This window comes from Fervidobacterium sp. (assembly GCA_026419195.1).
Lineage (GTDB): Bacteria > Thermotogota > Thermotogae > Thermotogales > Fervidobacteriaceae > Fervidobacterium.
Genome location: JANZZV010000003.1, coordinates 321,132 through 336,476, shown reverse-complemented (window position 1 = coordinate 336,476; position 15,345 = coordinate 321,132). Strand labels below are relative to the sequence as shown.

The window sequence follows — 15,345 nt, the reverse complement described above, 5'->3', positions numbered from 1 at the left end:
TTGTTCATTTGGAACATCACGTAATTCTTTTGCAGGTGTACCAACGTATATTTTTCTTGGTTTAGCATCTTTTGTGAGGACAGCACCTGCGGCTATAAGGGCATCCTCACCTATTTCTTTGCCAGGCAAGATTGTGGCGTTTGCGCCTATTCTTGCCCCCTTTCTAATTGTCGCTCCTTTGAAGTATTTTTTTCTCTCTTCTGTCCTTCCTAGGAAATTATCGTTTGTGAGTGTAACGTTCGGTGCAATAAAACAGTAATCTTCAATTATCGATATGGCGGTTATATACGCGTTAGTTTCTATTTTGACGTACCTTCCTATTTTTGTTTTGTTTTCCACAGCGACTCCTCTGCCGATGATTGTATATTCTCCAATTTCAACATCTTCTCTTATACTTGCCAGATCACCAACGAATACGTAATCTTTCAACGTTGCGCCGCGGTATATGACACAGTTTGCACCAATTGTTACGTATTTTCCAATTTGCAACGGGGGTAATTCTTTTTCTTCTGTCACGGCTGAGGCAGATGCTTTAAACGGTTTTTTTCCTAAGACTGTGTTGTCACCTATTATGCAACCTTCCTGAATAAACGTATCTCTTCTAATTACAACATTGTGTCCGATGGTAACATTATCTTGAATTGTAACGTTGTCTTCGATTACGACGTTTTCCCCAATAACTACGTTTTTACCAATTTTTGCTGTGCTTGATATCATCTAAACTACCTCCTTTGTTGGAGACTTAATTCAAATTATACCACAATTTTTATGATATAATTATCTTGCTTGGAATTTCTTAAAAGGGGTGTTTTACTTGAAGGTTGTATCTTTAGTAGGTGCAAGACCTCAGTTTATAAAAGAAGCAGTTTTGCACAGAGAGTTTGAAAGGTTACATGTGAATGAGATATTAGTCCATTCTGGACAACATTACGATGCTAATATGTCTGATGTGTTTTTCGAAGTTCTGGGGATTAGAAAACCTGATTACTTTCTCAATGTTGGGTCAGGTAATCATGGCGAAATGACTGGAAAAATAATGATTGAGTTTGAGAAGGTAGTAATAAGAGAAAAACCTGATTTTATCATTGTGTATGGTGATACCAACACTACTTTAGCAGGTGCACTTGTTGGTGCAAAGCTAAAGATTCCAGTAGCCCATGTTGAGGCTGGAATCAGACAAGAACCGAAAGATATGCCCGAGGAGATTAATAGAGTTGTGACAGACCATGTTTCAAAAATTTTGCTGTGTCCAACACAACGGGCAGTCGAAAATCTTGCAAGAGAAGGTACAAAAAAAGGTGTGTATTTTGTTGGTGATGTTATGTACGATTTATTCTTGATTATGGAGAAAAATTTCAGGTTCGATGTTTTCAGTGAACTTAATTTGTCTGAAGGAGAGTATGTTCTTGTAACCTTGCACAGAGATTTTAACGTGGATAGCAGGGAAAGGTTATTAAGTATTCTAAGTCAGATTTCAATGATAAGCAAGGCGAAAACAGTAGTCTTTCCGGTTCATCCAAGGACAAAAAGGAGGATAGATGAGTTTGGATTATGGTTTTTGTTGGATTCCGTTGTTCTGATACCGCCTGTGGATTATCTAAATTTGATGGGTTTAGTTAAGAATTCATGGAAGATAGTTACAGATAGTGGAGGGTTACAAAAAGAAGCGTATTTTGCTGGGAAACAGGCGGTAGTAGTAATGCCAGACACAGGATGGAAAGAGTTGGTTGAAACCGGTTGGAATGTATTGTGCGATGAGACTAATATGTATGAAAAGGTTTTCGAGAGTAGTCAAAAGAAGTACCCTGCTGGTATGTATGGTACTGGTGATGCAGCAAGAAAAATAGTTGATGTTCTTCTAAATTTCAAGGAGGGATAAGTAATGAAGGTGGTTATCTTAGCTGGTGGTAGCGGCGAAAGGTTTTGGCCATTGTCAACAAATCAAACGCCGAAACAGTTTTTGAAATTATTTAGTGATAAAAGTTTAATTCGTGAGACATTTGATAGAATAAATTATTTTGTTAGTTTAGAGGATATTTTTGTTGTAACAAACGAGGTTTATGCAAAACAAACGTACAATGAACTTTCCGAACTTCCAAAGGAAAACGTCTTGCTTGAACCTCTTAAAAAAAATACCGCTGCAGCGTGCACTTTTGCTACGTTGAAAGCAAGCTATGGGGAGATTGTTTTGGTTGTTCCAGCTGATCACTATATACCAGATAAAGAAGCGTTTTGGAATTCGGTTAAAGTAGGTATGGAGCTTCTAGAAAAGCAAGATGGTATAATAACTTTTGGTATTGTTCCAACGAGGCCGGAAACGGGATATGGATATATAGAAGTTGATGCTGATATTTCTGAAAATGTAGCAAGAGTAAAGAGATTTCACGAAAAACCACGTTACGAAGTCGCAGTTGATTATCTTGAATCGGGAAATTTCTTTTGGAACAGTGGTATGTTTATGTGGAAGAAAGAGTATTTTATCGATCAAATGATGAAACACGCACCTAATGTTATAACTCCTTTTTTAAACTCTGACAGTATATTTGAGATATATGAAAAAGTTCCATCGATAAGTATAGATTATGCTTTGATGGAAAAGGCTGATAAGATTTTTGTTGTTAAAGCTCAATTTTCCTGGTCGGATGTGGGTAACTGGAAAAGTTTGGAGGAAATAGGCGTCAAAAATAGTGATAGGTCAGTGGTGATTGATGGTGAAAATGTGTTTGTCAAGTCTACTAAGCCCACTATTGTTATTGGTGTAAGTGATATTGTTGTTGTTGAAACAGAAAATGGTATACTCGTGGCTGATAAAAAGGACTTAGAAAAGATAAGAGAAGGTATTAAAAAGCTTAGTGTGTAATTATATTAAGGTGGTGAATCTATGCAGAAAGTAGCTTTGATAGCCCACGATAAGAAAAAGCTCGATCTTGCCATGTTTGTAAAAGAATGGAAAAAAGTTTTCGAAAGATGTCAGCTTTATGCTACTAAATCCACGGGTACAATTATTGAAGAAAAGATAGGACTGAAAGTAAATAAATTTGAGTCTGGACCTTACGGAGGTGACTTGCAGATAGGCTCAATGATAGTTAATGGTGAGATAGATTTTGTTATATTTTTACGCGATCCGCTAACTGCTCAGCCGCATGAACCAGATGTTAGTGCACTTCTCAGAGTTTGTGATGTGCACAATGTTCCTCTAGCTACTAACCTTGCAACCGCCGAGGCTCTTGTTCTTGAAATAGAAAAGAAGATAATACAGGAATCGGAAGGCGTTGAAGATGGTTAATAAAGATGGCTGGATAGTTCTAATTTATTTTTTGTTGTTCCTTTTTCTTTCATGGAAAGTGCCGTTTGTTGTTGGGGCGCTTGTTCTTGGTTTTTATTTTTCCATTGTACTGAGTGTCCCCTACGACCTTGTGGTGAAGAGAACAGGAAAAAAATGGATTGCTATAATAGTGTACGTTTTCGTAATTTTTCTTTTTTCTTATTCGATAATCTCTTTTGTTCCAACGACTGTAGAACAAATCCAAAATATCTTTGAAAATACAAAAAACCTTAGAACTGGTAGTCACTTTCCAAGTTGGCTTGTTAGTTTGTTAAACGAATTAAAATCGAATGTAACATCGATAATGCTTAGCATTTTAAATAAAATCTTGAGTGTTCTTCCTTCTTTAATTTCGATGGTTATGCTTTTGGTGGTTACGTTAGTCGGTATAGAGAGTATAAAGGAACATTTTAAGGATAATCTCCAATTTTTCTTTATTGATCAACCAAGTTATGGTGAAAGATTTTCGTATGAGTTTTTCAAAGGTGTAAGAACGTATATCAGAGGACAAGTGCTTGTTTCGTTAATCAGTGCTGTACTTGTTACCATTGGTTTGTTTTTCCTAAACATCCATTCTGCTATTGCACTTGGTGTTTTGATGTTTCTTGGAGGTTTTTTCCCATTTGTGGGGCAAGTTGTATCGGCTGTGCCTATGTACCTATTGGCTATCTCAACTGGTGGTTTAAGAAAAGTTGTACTTTTAACAATTATTTTGATTATTGTCAATCAACTTGAATCATGGTTTTATGGTCCAAAAATACAGGGAAATAATCTTAAGTTGCATTGGTTCGTTATCTTAATTTCGATATTTATTTTTACGAGCTTGATAGGTTTTGCTGGAGTGTTAATTGCACTCCCTATTTTGATTTTTTTAAGAACCTATTGGAAATATTATTTGAAAGGTGATGTTAAGGAGTAATTAGTATGGTTGATAAAAATGTGATAGTGTATACAGATGGTAGTTTTAAGAATGGTTTAACTTCATGTGCAGGTATAATAAAATCTTCAGATTCAAAAGTGATAGAAGAATTCCAGTTTGCTCTCACTTCTAAACTTGCGATTCATAGAAATGTTTCAGGAGAGATACTATCGGTCATGTACGGTATATATTCTTCTTTTAAGCAAGGTTTTTTACGCTTGGACATTTTTCATGATTACGAGGGACTTTATAAGTGGATTTCTGGAGAATGGAGTGCTAATACAAAGCTTACAAAATTTTACGTAACTTTTGTAGAAGAGTATATTAAAAAAGGAATGAGTATAAACTTCTTGAAAATAAAAGCGCATCATAACAATTCACTTAATAATTATGTTGATAGACTTGCAAAACAGGCTATAGATAAGAAAATCACGAAAGGCTTTTTTATTGAGGAGTTTTTGGAAAAATTGAAATTAGAAAATTTACTTTAACCCGAGAGCGACCGGTATATTTCTTGGAGAACCGTTTGTTACATATCTATTTGAGTATACCATTGATGTTGAACCACCACCATCGAGCATCATCGCAGATTCGTATCCCTTAGACAACAAAAACTGAGCAGCCTCGTCGAAATTCATACCAGCAGCGTTAAAGCCTTCTATAGTTATTAGATGCACCTTTCCTTCTTTAACAGCGATTATCGTCCTGTCTGTTCGTGTTGTTGGAATACCTCCGCCGTATCTAAGTTTCTCTTCGTTTGCATCAGATATTATTTTTCCTTCTTGAATAAGTAAAGGTCCTGCTCCAACAGCATTTTTAATTTTAAATCCGTTGTCTGTGTACAGTTCAAGTGATACAGTAAGACCTATGACGTTTGTGCGGAAGAATTTTTTTCTTATCTCGTTACTCATCATAATAACCATAGAATTCGAAGGGACGTATTGCACATAGCCTTCAGAATATATTTTGTTGTTTTTCACAACAAAATATGTCTTGGAAATGTCTTTTGGAATTGAAAGAGCAAACTCATAAGTGTATAGGTTTACCTCTCCAAGTGCTTTGGTATTAACACCTTTCACAAGCAAGAGTATTTCCCCAATTCTTATTGTTATATCAACATAGTTTTTCCCTATGAAAACTTTGTTATCAGTTGTTTGAATGAACATGGGTCTTAGTCCATATCGATGTGATAGAACTCTACCATTAGCTATAACTATATCTATTGGTAAACCTGTTGCTGGATCAAAGTAATTCGCATTGACTCCGTGTTGAAAACCGTTTTCAGAGAGTATGTTGTTCAACATTGAAGTACTACCGATACCCTTTTTTGGTATTAAAGGCACAATATTAACATACTTTGGATCGGCTATCAGATAGTTTACGATAAACGATCTACCTGCAAAGTTTTCCACTTTTTTTGAATATTCTATTTTCTTAGTTAATGGTGTGAGCCTTACGATAATATTCTTATCGTATAACAATACGTCATAATCTTCAAGCTGCTTTGAAAGACTTAAAAGGACCGTACCGTTTGACTTAGACACATTTATCCCATTTGAAATATTTTTCGGCATATCTGCCGGTGTTATTTTTACGATTAGCGTTCCGTTTGAGTAGTTCACATCGAATAGTTCCTCTGATAATTCAGATGTTGTTGAGATAATTAATTCGTCCTCGTCATATTTTACAGAGGAAATGGAGATTGGCTTATCAAAAAAAATTTCACCGATCTTAGATAATTTAAGGAAACTTACAATAATTTCTTGTTTAACTAATAGGTTACCGTTTGTGAACAAATAGGCGTTGGGTATGTACTGCTCAAAATCTATTAGAACATCTCCATCTGAACCGACGATGAGCTTTCTGTTGTATATCAAATAAATTTTTCCGTTTTTCACTATGTTGAAACCCATGTCTCTTAATTGTTCTTCTGAAAAATAGCCGTTTTTTGGTGTGAAGACTTTGTTATTTATTAAAAAAATCTGCGCAACTGTGACTGTTGCAGTTATTAGTGTTATTATGAGACATATGATAAAGTACAACTTTGTTTTTTCCACCGCTCCGCCACCCCAATTTCGACTTTTTTCCTAATTATTATATCATACCATAAGATATTTTTCCAGATTTGAATCGAATTTAAAGTAAAATTAAAATAAAAAAGCGGGCTGACAAATAGTCTACAAAGCCCGCTTCGATTTTTACATTCTGCTCTTATTGTATTACACCGAGTATTAAAGGTTTTAACATGGGTTTTTGATTGGATATCCTGTAACTTTCTTCGAGTAAGCGTATTGCTTGATCAAGTTCACTTTTTTGGCTGATGTAAAGCTTTGCTAAAGTATCTCCGTGACGTACATAATCACCTAGCTTTTTACATATTTCGATTCCCACACTATGATCGATCGTATCTTCTTTTGTCTTTCTTCCACTGCCAAGATGATTACAAGCAATACCTATTTTTTCAGTGTCGATTGCACTTATGTATCCTTCTTTATTTGCCTTAAATTCCACTAAGGTGGTTGATATTGGCAAAATTTCTAATGGCCTGTCAACAACCTCTGAGTTGCCATTTTGATATTGAACAAGCTGTCTAAATTTTTCTAAGGCTGCTCCGCTTTTTAGCGCGTTTTCCGACATCTTTAAGCATTCATCGAACGAACCCTTCTCTGCCAAATAACACATCCATGCTGATAAGTTGATACAAAGTTCTGTGAAATCCTCAGGGCCTTTTCCTTTAAGTGTTTCTATTGCTTCCAGTACCTCAAGGGAATTTCCTATCATCTTTCCAAGTGGTACATCCATGTTTGTTAGAACAGCGACAGCCTTTTTTCCATGAGATTTAGCTATTCCTACCATCGCTTGTGCAAGTTGTGTGGCTTGTTGTATGGTTTTCATAAAAGCACCGCTACCTACTTTTACATCAAGTACGTATCCATCAGCTCCACCAGCAAGTTTTTTGCTCATTATGCTTGCAGCAATTAGTGATACCTCATCTACGGTTGCTGTTGCATCTCTGAGTGCGTATATCTTTTTATCTGCTGGTACAAGGTTAGCTGTTTGACCTATTATAGCTATGTTTATTTTTTTCACGTTTTCAAAAAACTCGTCTTCGCTAAGTGAAGTTCTGAAGCCAGGAATTGATTCAAGTTTATCAATAGTACCTCCAGTGTGTCCAAGCGCTCTTCCAGACATTTTTGCGACAGGTACCCCAAGTGAGGCAACGATAGGCCCCACAACTAACGTTGTTTTATCCCCCACTCCACCTGTGGAATGTTTGTCGATCTTTATTCCTGGAATAGATGACAAATCAACTTTATCACCAGAATTTGCCATAACTTCTGTGAGAACAGCACGTTCTTCATCATCCATATGTCTGAAATAAACGGCCATCAAGAATGCTGCCATCTGGTAGTCAGGTATCTCACCTTTTACGTAACCATTTACTATGAATTCTATCTCTTCTCGTGTGAGCTTTTCACCATTTCTTTTTTTTAGTATCACGTCGTAAGCTCTCATTTCATTTCCCCCTTAGAGCGTTGAGTAATAGCTTTTTCGATGGGATACTTGTCAAAATAAACCCTAAATATCGTTCCTTCACCTACTTTACTTTCAAAATTTATAATTGCTTTGTGTTTTTCTGCGATCATTTTCACTATTGAGAGTCCAAGACCCGTACCACCAACTTTTCTACTTCTTGCTTTGTCTACTCTGTAAAATCTTTCAAAAAGTCTTCGTTGTGCATCTTCTGGGATGCCAGGACCGGTGTCACGTACTTCAAGTACAACCTTATCCTCTTTTTCGTAGCATTTCACGAATACTTTCTTCTCACCAGAATCTTTAATCGATGTATATTTAACAGCGTTGTCAACTAAGTTAAGGGATAATTGCACTAATCTGTCAAAATCACCGTAAACAACTAATTGGCATCCACATTCTGTGTTCAGCTCTACTCCGTAATCTCCAGCTAATGGCTCAAGGATGGTCATAACTCTTTGTATAACGTTACACAAATCAACCTCTGTAAAGTTAAACTTTGCATCTCCGGATTCTAGTTTTTCTAAATCAAGTAGGTCGTTTATCAATCTTGTCATTCGCGCTGATTCACTCTCGATTATGCCGAGAAATCTTCTGACAAGTTCCTTGTTTGATAGATCATCATCTAAAAGGGCTTCAGCATATCCATGTATAGACGTAAGTGGTGTTCTCAACTCGTGGGAGACATTTGATATAAATTCTCTTCTCAACCTGTCAAGTTGTTTCTCTTTTGTCGTATCGTGCAAAACGATAATATATCTTTCACTTTCCTGATCAAATTTTATAGGTACTATCTTTGCATCGTAATATCTTGTTTCTCCACCGGTAGATATAGTTACATCACCACTTTGAATTTCTCCACTTTCAAGTGCTTTCTCAAACATTTCAAGTAAATGATAGTTCTCAACCACATCATAAACCTTCCTACCTTCTACGCCTGGTCTTGTTACATCCCTGCCTGCTATGTTTGCAAAGGTAACGACACCATCTCCCCTGACGATGATAATCGGGTCGGTAATGTTATTTAGGATTGTAAATATGTTTTTTCTTTCTCTTTCACTTTCAGAAATTCTGTCTTCGAGTTCTTGTAATCTTTTTCTTATTTTCTCATAGATATATAAGGGAGGCGAACCTATCTCCTCCCCTATTGTTATAGCTATTTTATTAAGATATTTGCTAAAGATGTTAACTGACCTTTTGTATATTACAAACAATATGAAAAATATAATTGCGGCTATAGAAGATAGAATTGAAAATATTATCATTTTTTGATTATTCTTCCTTTCCTGGGTCTCTGAACTTGTATCCTTTACCTCTGACTGTTACCACGTATCTTGGGTTGGAAGGATCTTCCTCGATTTTTGTTCTCAGCCTTCTTATATGAACATCCACAGTGCGTGTGTCACCAAAGTAATCATAACCCCAGAGTCTATCAAGTAATACATCCCTTGAAAAAACCTTGCCTTCGTTCTCTGCTAAAAATCTTAAAAGATCAAATTCAAGGGGTGTTAGACTTACTTTCCTACCTTTCACCCTCACTTCGTACTTATCTATATCGATTTCAAGGTCTTTTGCAACTATTTTCTTTGGTTTTTCTTCTTTTACAACCGTTCCAAGTTGCATCCTTCTGAAAACTGCCCTTATTCTCGCAAGCAATTCTCTAACGCTAAATGGCTTGACTATGTAATCATCCGCTCCAAGTTCGAGCCCCAAGACTTTATCAAATTCTTCTCCCTTAGCACTTAAAAAGATAACAGGTGTGAGTTTGTGTTTATCGGTAGCTCTTATCGTTCTTACAAATTCAAACCCATCCATATTCGGAAGCATAATGTCAACTATAAACATGTCGATATCTTTTTCTTTAAGCTCCTGAAGTGCTTTTTCTGCATCTTCAACAGGTACAATATCGTAACCTTCTTTTTGTAATGTAAAACTAACCAATTCCAAAATCTCAGGTTGATCGTCGATGATCATAATCGTCTTTTTAGCCATTTATAAAACCTCCTTAAATTAAGATTGTCTTCTTTTACAATTATATCACCGAAAGTTACCTTTTGTCAAAGAGTTTTTTTGTCTGGTTTATCAAAAGTTACGTGTAACATTGTTAAATTTTTGTTTTTAAAAAACAAAAAGGGCAAAAATCTCTTCTTAAACTACAATTTTTGCCCTTTTTGTTTTTTTAGCCGAACGAAAATATTTTGAAAAGCTAAATTCTTCTGAAGGCGTCGAGCACAGCTTCTGCCACAGCTCTTTCAAAGTTTCCATCATTAATGGCAGTTCCTATGATGCTTTCTTCAATGCCGTTATACTGTTTGGTGATATGAACAAGTACATATTTTTTGCCAACAAAATAAACCTCCGCAACGTCGTCGAAAGATAATGCAAAATCGTGAACCTCAGATAGAGCGTTAAGAACTGCGTTGCCAACAAGTTTTGGTAGATTTCTTGTAGTTTTCGGTCCGGAAAATTCTCCATAGAATTCTTCTTCGCCGTGTTCTATTGTAACGGTTACTCTGAGATTTCTTTCATCTATGTTTTCTATCCTCAAATTAGAGAGTTGATACGGTAGTACTTTTTGAACTTTGATATCACTTTCAATTTGTGCTATTGAAATGATTTTTCTGTCAAGTCTTATACCGGTGCTTGCGAGAACAACAGTTTCTATATCCCTAACAAGTTGTTTTGGGCTTTTATCGCTAGATGTAATTATATGAATTTCATGCAAATTTGAGCCATCACCTACGATTTTAACAGCCTTTACCCCTGGTACCCTGGATATTAATTCTTCCATTTTTGAAACTTCTAAAGTAGGCATGCAATCCTCCCCTTTTGGAATTAAAACTATTAAAGTTAAAACATTTATAGGCTTTCTTACATTTTGGTATATATGTTCCCAAATTCATGGAATATTATACCACCTTTTTGTTATTTTTCAAAAATTGCGATTTTTGCTATAATATTTTAGAATAAGAGAACTTAGCTTGAAAAATAAAAAGAAAAGGGTGGTTTACGTGGGAAGGCTAATTTTTGGTACAGCTTACGAGGGTATGTTAAGATTATCGGCAATTGATTCAAGAGATATTGTTGATGATTTAAGAAACAGGCATAAACTGGGATACCTTCCAACGGTTGTACTTGGTAGGCTTGTTACAGCCAGTAGTTTAGTTATACCTTGGCTTTCTGAGAGAGAGGTGATAACTTTCCTTATCTCCTCAACAGGTCCAGCTGGTAATGTTGCTAGTCAGGCGAATGCCAAAGGTACAGTTAGAGGTTATATAAGTAATACCAATTTCGAGCTTGAACCAAACTCGCTTGGTAAATTCGATGTAAAGAATGCAATAGGTAAAGGTGAGCTGACGGTTGTAAGAGATATTGGATTAAAATATCCTTATGTTTCAAAAGTGCCAATTATTTCCGGGGAAATTGCCGAGGATATAGCATATTATTATACTAAATCAGAACAATTACCATCCGCCTTTGCATTAGGTGTTTTGATGGATGGGAATGGAGTGGTGAGTGCTGGTGGTATAGCTGTACAAATTCTTGATAAAAACCTTTCATATAGTATTGTTGAAAAAATTGAGGAAAGACTGAAAGATTTCTCAGTAAGCTCAATGATGAAAAATAATTCGTTAGAAGATATTGTAAGGTTTGTTCTAAATACTGATGCTATACTATTTGAAGAAATGAATGTAGTTTTTGGGTGTAACTGTAGCAGGCAAAAAGCGTTTGAATCGTTGAAAGTTCTTGATATAAGTGATATTTACGAACTAATTGCAGAAGCTAAAGCGGAAATAACTTGCAAATGGTGTGGTAATCAATATGTTTTTGAAAAAGACGAACTTCAAAAAATTCTTGAAGACAAAAGAAAAAATCAATGATAGATATGAATTAGTTTTTTTATTAATTCGCTTGCTTGCTTTTCGTTTCCCAGAAGATACGTTTCCATTATTTTTTTTACGTAATCTTCTATTTCCTCTATGGATAATTTCGTAATGTTGTAACTTATTCGACTTATCTTTGGATGTGATGTTTTCTCTGGTTTTTCAAAGCTGTAAAATAGTTCTTCTTCAAGTTTTTCACCAGGCAATGCACCGGTATATTTAATTTCTATATTCTGTTTTCCCATAATTTTTGCAAGTGATTTTGCTACTTGTTCAACAGGAATCTGTTCACCCATATCAAGTACAAATAATTCTTTACCTTTTGAAAATGCACCGGCTTGTATAACGAGCGAAACAGCTTCAGATATACTCATCCAATACCTTTTCATCCTCGGGTCTGTGATAGTAACAGGCATCCCTTGTTCTATTTGTTTTTTGAATTTCCATAGCACACTGCCTCTACTACCTATAACGTTTCCAAACCTCACAATGGAAAAGTACGTTTGACAACTATCGGGAATCGAGAGTAGGTAGATCTCTGCTATGCGCTTACTCATGCCCATGTAAGAAGAGGGGTTAACTGCCTTATCAGTGGAAATAAAAACGAATCTCTCAACTTGGTGTTTGCACGATATCTTCGCAAGGTTTATCGTTCCAAGTACATTAACTCTTAGTGCCTCGTAAAGATTTGATTGCATAAAAAATACGTGCTTATGAGCTGCTGCATGAAACACAATTTCTGGTTTCAGCTGTTCAAAAATTTTTTCAATATGTTTTTCATCGGATACATCGGCAACCACTGGCTGGATGTCAAGCTGAGAATAGTCTGATTTTAACTCGTTAAATATTTCGTAAATGCTGTTTTCTCCTCTTCCAAGAATTATAAGTTTTTTTGGTGAAAATTTTGAAACTTGCCTTGCTATTTCAGAACCTATGCTTCCACCAGCGCCAGTGATAAGTACAGTTTTCCCTGATATGTACTGACTGATAGATGAGATATCCACGTCAACAGGCTCTCGACCTATTATATCCTGGATGGATATTTCTCTCAAATCACTGATCGTTGGTTCTTTGTTTAAAAGCTGCGATATGGAGTGAAATGTTTTAATACTTATCCTACTTGTGTCTACATTTGACACTATTTTGTTCATAAGCTCTTTTGAAGCAGATGGAATTGCAACAATCAATTCTTCTATTTCAAGTGTTGGTAGGTAGGTATTTATACTATCAATCGAACCAAAAATCTTTACTCCGGCTATATATCTACCTATTTTTGTCGGATCGTCATCAAAGAATGCAACCACATAACCATAATTTGTGCGCTTTATTTCGTTGAGTAATAATACACCAACATCACCTGCTCCTATAATCCCTATACGTTTTCCGCTTTTTCTTCTCCAGTTTATAAAAAATTGGTAAAATAACCTTGCACTTACAAGTAGGAAGTAACTTCCAAGAAAAGTAAGCATTCCAACTGAACGTGGTAAAGAAGCAACGTGCGAAAAATAAATTATCATCAAAGTAAAAGCGTAACCAAAAAATAGCCCCCTCAGAAGTACGATAAACTCCTTGGGGGTAGCATAACGCCATATTATTTTGTAAGTACCATTCAGTATATTTGACATTATTGTAACTGCGATGAGTATGTAAACTCCTTTTGAAAATTTCGACATTTCTTTGAAGTCAAAACCAAATCTCACAAACAGTGCATTTAAACCGGCAAGGATAAGTAGTAAATTATCGATTAAGAAAAGCCAAAAGTTTCTTTTATTTAGTACTATAGGAAATTTGGTGTTTTCTTTCAAATTTCTGGTGCACCTCCGGGTATGTAATCTACCTTAGCTCCAAGTTTTCTGAATTTCTCAACAACATTTTCGTAACCTCTAAAGATATGCTCCACATGTGTTACTTCTGTCTTACCCTCAGCTGATAGCCCAGCGATAACCAGCGCTGCTGTTGCTCTCAAATCTGTTCCCATAACTGTTGTGCCTTGCAATTTTTCGACACCGTTTATGAAAACTGTATTTTCAATTATTTTCATATCTGCCCCCATTCTGACAAGCTCACCAACGTGTGCGAATCTGGTTTTGAATACATTTTCCGTTACTGTACTTGTTCCTTGCGCTAAGGATAGGTAAACTATTATCTGTGGTTGCAAATCTGTCGGAAAACCTGGATAAGGTAATACGTTTATATCACAACCTTTCCATCTATGCCAAGTCTTCAACTCTACTTCATTTTTTCCTTTTTTCACAATTGCGCCCGTTCTTTCTAGGGTAAACCAAAGCGCATCAAGATGCTCTGGAACGATATTTTTTATCAATCCATTTCCTCCTGTTGAAAGTATACCAATAGCATACGTTCCTGCTTCTATTCTGTCAGGTATTATTGTATGCTCACAACCGTGTAATTGCCTTACACCTTCAACAATTATTTTACTTGTACCAGCGCCCGAAATTTTTGCTCCCATTTTGTTGAGTAGGTTTTGTAAGTCAACTATTTCTGGTTCCATTGCAGCATTTTCTATAATTGTTATACCAGGAAGTATAGCTGCTGTACTCATTATGTGTTCTGTGGCACCAACGCTGGGAAATGGTAGATATACAGATGTTTCTTCGTCCTTTTTTCCACGTTTTGCAAGAATTTCGCCATGATCGTAAGTGATCTCAAAACCTAATCTTTTCAGACCTTCAAGGTGGAAATCAACGGGTCTAACCCCTATAGCACAACCTCCTGGTAACGGTGTGCTTGATTCGCCCATCAATGCAGCTATCGGTCCGAGAACGTTAAAAGAGGCTCTCATCTTTCTAACAAGATCATACGGTACATGCGTTGAAAGAATCTTACCTGAAATTTTTACTGTACCACTTTCTTTGTTAAAAAAGACATTCTTGCCAGCTGTTCTTAATATGTCTATCATTGTTTCTACATCAGATAAAACAGGAACCTTATGTAGTACCACTTCTTCATCGGTTAGCAACGTAGCAGCAAGAAGAGGTAAAGCTGAATTCTTCGCTCCCGAGATTTCAACCTCACCATCCAAAACACTTCTTTCGACAATTATTGATCCCATACGCGTTATACTCCTTTACTCTTTTGATTACTCTACTTTCTTTACAAGTTCTTCTATGTTTGTTGAGTCATCAGGATAATTGGAAATTTTTACTGATGCTGGAATATTGTGAAGTGCTAATGCATTTTCTATTCTTTCTTTAACCTTTTGGCTATTCTCTTTATTCACCTCTGTGAGAAGTATCATGAATTGATTTTCTGAAGTTCTTCCAACACTATCAAGAGGAACTCTGACGAGTTCTTTTAAGAGCTTACCTGTGCTTAAAAGTGCTTGTTCTTTTTCGATTTGTTCCATCTTCTCAAAACCATCAATTGTAACCGTAATTAATGCATATCCAAAATTTTCTTCGAACGCCTTTTGATGGTAGTAAGATAGTAATTTCATCATATGTTCTTTCGAGTACACCCTGGTAAGAGGATCTATCATTCTTCTTGTTCCAACATCTTTTATGAAGTCATCAAAAACTTCAAACTGCTTTTTCATTATAGAAGAATATTCGTTAAGTAACATCTCAAGTTCTGATTCTCTCATTCTTAATCTGAAAATTTCATCTTCGAGTTCTCTAACTTTTTGTAATAATTCTTCGTGAGAAAGTCTTTCATACTCCATG

Annotated in this window: 15 protein-coding genes; 6 read left to right on the top strand and 9 right to left on the bottom strand. The window is 35.9% G+C overall.

The features are described from left to right. Window positions 1–717: acetyltransferase (locus N2Z58_03495; protein ID MCX7653729.1), on the bottom strand; the 717-nt coding region annotated here is incomplete at its 3' end. Window positions 718–814: 97 nt separating this feature from the next. Between N2Z58_03495 and wecB the strand changes: the two genes are divergently transcribed. The 5 genes from wecB to N2Z58_03470 are packed head-to-tail and all read left to right on the top strand — an operon-like array spanning window position 815 to window position 4,735. Further along, window positions 815–1,879, top strand: a complete 1,065-nt coding sequence (wecB, locus tag N2Z58_03490; GenBank protein ID MCX7653728.1) for a UDP-N-acetylglucosamine 2-epimerase (non-hydrolyzing) — start codon at window positions 815–817, stop codon at window positions 1,877–1,879. A 3-nt stretch (window positions 1,880–1,882) separates the two neighbouring features. Beyond that, entirely contained in the window at window positions 1,883–2,860 is a 978-nt protein-coding gene (locus N2Z58_03485) for a mannose-1-phosphate guanylyltransferase (protein MCX7653727.1), read from the top strand. 21 nt (window positions 2,861–2,881) lie between these two features. Further along, window positions 2,882–3,286, top strand: coding sequence for a methylglyoxal synthase (locus N2Z58_03480; GenBank protein MCX7653726.1), 405 nt, complete (start codon window positions 2,882–2,884; stop codon window positions 3,284–3,286). Continuing rightward, on the top strand, window positions 3,279–4,244 hold the full coding sequence (locus N2Z58_03475; GenBank protein ID MCX7653725.1) for an AI-2E family transporter: 966 nt from the start codon (window positions 3,279–3,281) through the stop codon (window positions 4,242–4,244). Before N2Z58_03480 ends, N2Z58_03475 begins: the two co-directional genes overlap by 8 nt. A 5-nt stretch (window positions 4,245–4,249) precedes the next feature. Further along, window positions 4,250–4,735, top strand: coding sequence for a reverse transcriptase-like protein (locus tag N2Z58_03470; GenBank protein MCX7653724.1), 486 nt, complete (start codon window positions 4,250–4,252; stop codon window positions 4,733–4,735). Here N2Z58_03470 and N2Z58_03465 read toward each other — a convergent pair. The 5 genes from N2Z58_03465 to N2Z58_03445 all read right to left on the bottom strand — a co-directional run bounded on the left by N2Z58_03465 (window position 4,727) and on the right by N2Z58_03445 (window position 10,593). Further along, a complete protein-coding gene (locus N2Z58_03465) occupies window positions 4,727–6,301 on the bottom strand; it encodes a phosphodiester glycosidase family protein (protein ID MCX7653723.1) in 1,575 nt (524 codons plus the stop codon). The genes N2Z58_03470 and N2Z58_03465 overlap by 9 nt on opposite strands. A gap of 154 nt (window positions 6,302–6,455) precedes the next feature. After that, window positions 6,456–7,760, bottom strand: coding sequence for a pyrimidine-nucleoside phosphorylase (locus N2Z58_03460; protein ID MCX7653722.1), 1,305 nt, complete (start codon window positions 7,758–7,760; stop codon window positions 6,456–6,458). Then, entirely contained in the window at window positions 7,757–9,043 is a 1,287-nt protein-coding gene (locus tag N2Z58_03455; protein MCX7653721.1) for an ATP-binding protein, read from the bottom strand. Before N2Z58_03455 ends, N2Z58_03460 begins: the two co-directional genes overlap by 4 nt. A gap of 7 nt (window positions 9,044–9,050) precedes the next feature. Further along, window positions 9,051–9,770 (bottom strand): response regulator transcription factor, encoded by a 720-nt coding sequence (locus tag N2Z58_03450; GenBank protein MCX7653720.1) that lies wholly within the window; start codon window positions 9,768–9,770, stop codon window positions 9,051–9,053. A 214-nt stretch (window positions 9,771–9,984) separates the two neighbouring features. After that, complete coding sequence (locus N2Z58_03445) at window positions 9,985–10,593, bottom strand: hypothetical protein (protein ID MCX7653719.1); 609 nt, start codon at window positions 10,591–10,593, stop codon at window positions 9,985–9,987. A gap of 196 nt (window positions 10,594–10,789) precedes the next feature. On the opposite strand from N2Z58_03445, the gene N2Z58_03440 reads away from it, so the two are divergent. After that, the gene (locus N2Z58_03440) at window positions 10,790–11,659 is read left to right on the top strand and encodes an Hsp33 family molecular chaperone HslO (protein ID MCX7653718.1); all 870 of its coding nucleotides are present in this window, start codon (window positions 10,790–10,792) and stop codon (window positions 11,657–11,659) included. Here N2Z58_03440 and N2Z58_03435 read toward each other — a convergent pair. From N2Z58_03435 to N2Z58_03425, 3 genes are read right to left on the bottom strand one after another with little or no spacing between them, the layout of a single operon-like run. Beyond that, complete coding sequence (locus N2Z58_03435) at window positions 11,653–13,467, bottom strand: polysaccharide biosynthesis protein (protein ID MCX7653717.1); 1,815 nt, start codon at window positions 13,465–13,467, stop codon at window positions 11,653–11,655. The two genes, N2Z58_03440 and N2Z58_03435, sit on opposite strands and share 7 nt — an antisense overlap. After that, the gene (gene murA / locus N2Z58_03430; protein MCX7653716.1) at window positions 13,464–14,735 is read right to left on the bottom strand and encodes a UDP-N-acetylglucosamine 1-carboxyvinyltransferase; all 1,272 of its coding nucleotides are present in this window, start codon (window positions 14,733–14,735) and stop codon (window positions 13,464–13,466) included. The genes N2Z58_03435 and murA overlap by 4 nt, the downstream gene beginning before the upstream one ends. Window positions 14,736–14,762: 27 nt before the next feature. Further along, window positions 14,763–15,344 (bottom strand): diguanylate cyclase, encoded by a 582-nt coding sequence (locus tag N2Z58_03425; protein MCX7653715.1) that lies wholly within the window; start codon window positions 15,342–15,344, stop codon window positions 14,763–14,765. Window position 15,345: the final 1 nt, after the last annotated feature.

What these genes read in the sequence shown, in the direction of transcription:
- N2Z58_03485 (MCX7653727.1), top strand. Translation starts at nt 1,883, where the DNA reads ATGAAGGTGGTTATCTTAGCTGGTGGTAGCGGCGAAAGGTTTTGGCCA.
- N2Z58_03480 (MCX7653726.1), top strand. Translation starts at nt 2,882, where the DNA reads ATGCAGAAAGTAGCTTTGATAGCCCACGATAAGAAAAAGCTCGATCTT.
- N2Z58_03475 (MCX7653725.1), top strand. Translation starts at nt 3,279, where the DNA reads ATGGTTAATAAAGATGGCTGGATAGTTCTAATTTATTTTTTGTTGTTC.
- N2Z58_03470 (MCX7653724.1), top strand. Translation starts at nt 4,250, where the DNA reads ATGGTTGATAAAAATGTGATAGTGTATACAGATGGTAGTTTTAAGAAT.
- N2Z58_03460 (MCX7653722.1), bottom strand. Translation starts at nt 7,760, where the DNA reads ATGAGAGCTTACGACGTGATACTAAAAAAAAGAAATGGTGAAAAGCTC.
- N2Z58_03455 (MCX7653721.1), bottom strand. Translation starts at nt 9,043, where the DNA reads ATGATAATATTTTCAATTCTATCTTCTATAGCCGCAATTATATTTTTC.
- N2Z58_03450 (MCX7653720.1), bottom strand. Translation starts at nt 9,770, where the DNA reads ATGGCTAAAAAGACGATTATGATCATCGACGATCAACCTGAGATTTTG.
- N2Z58_03445 (MCX7653719.1), bottom strand. Translation starts at nt 10,593, where the DNA reads ATGCCTACTTTAGAAGTTTCAAAAATGGAAGAATTAATATCCAGGGTA.
- murA (MCX7653716.1), bottom strand. Translation starts at nt 14,735, where the DNA reads ATGGGATCAATAATTGTCGAAAGAAGTGTTTTGGATGGTGAGGTTGAA.
- N2Z58_03425 (MCX7653715.1), bottom strand. Translation starts at nt 15,344, where the DNA reads ATGGAGTATGAAAGACTTTCTCACGAAGAATTATTACAAAAAGTTAGA.